The 484-nt window shown below is 42.1% G+C and carries 1 protein-coding gene; it reads left to right on the top strand.

The features are described 5' to 3' along the window. On the top strand, positions 1 to 484 hold a 484-nt coding region (locus tag ACODSI_RS15075), incomplete at both ends, for a CUB domain-containing protein (protein WP_488917675.1).

Raw genomic sequence — 484 nt, 5'->3', positions numbered from 1 at the left:
CAAATATTCAAACACAAATTACTCCACCAGCATGTGGCGGAACTTTTACAGATCCAGGTGGATCCGCAGCTAATTACGCTAATAATACTGACTCAACAGTTACAATTTGCCCTGTTACACCAGGAGATGTTGTAACAGTTACCTTCACTTCATTCAATACTGAGGCAACATGGGATGGTTTGTATGTGTTTAACGGAAACTCAATAACAGCTCCACAAATACCAAGTGCTAACGGTGCAGGAAATGTTCCTGGAGGTTTAGCTGGATCTTATTGGGGGACTACTATTCCTGGACCATTCACATCGTCTAGTCCTGATGGATGTTTAACTTTTAGATTTAGAAGTGATGGTATTATCAATAACCCTGGATGGGTTGCTAACGTAACTTGTGCACCACCTCCAACATGTCCTGGACCGACAGTTCCATTAACTTCGGCAGTTACTTCTAACTCTGGAACTTTATCTTGGACAAACAACAGCACAGC

Source organism: Flavobacterium sp. FG139, from assembly GCF_057809695.1.
This window is presented reverse-complemented; position numbering and strand designations above follow the sequence as displayed.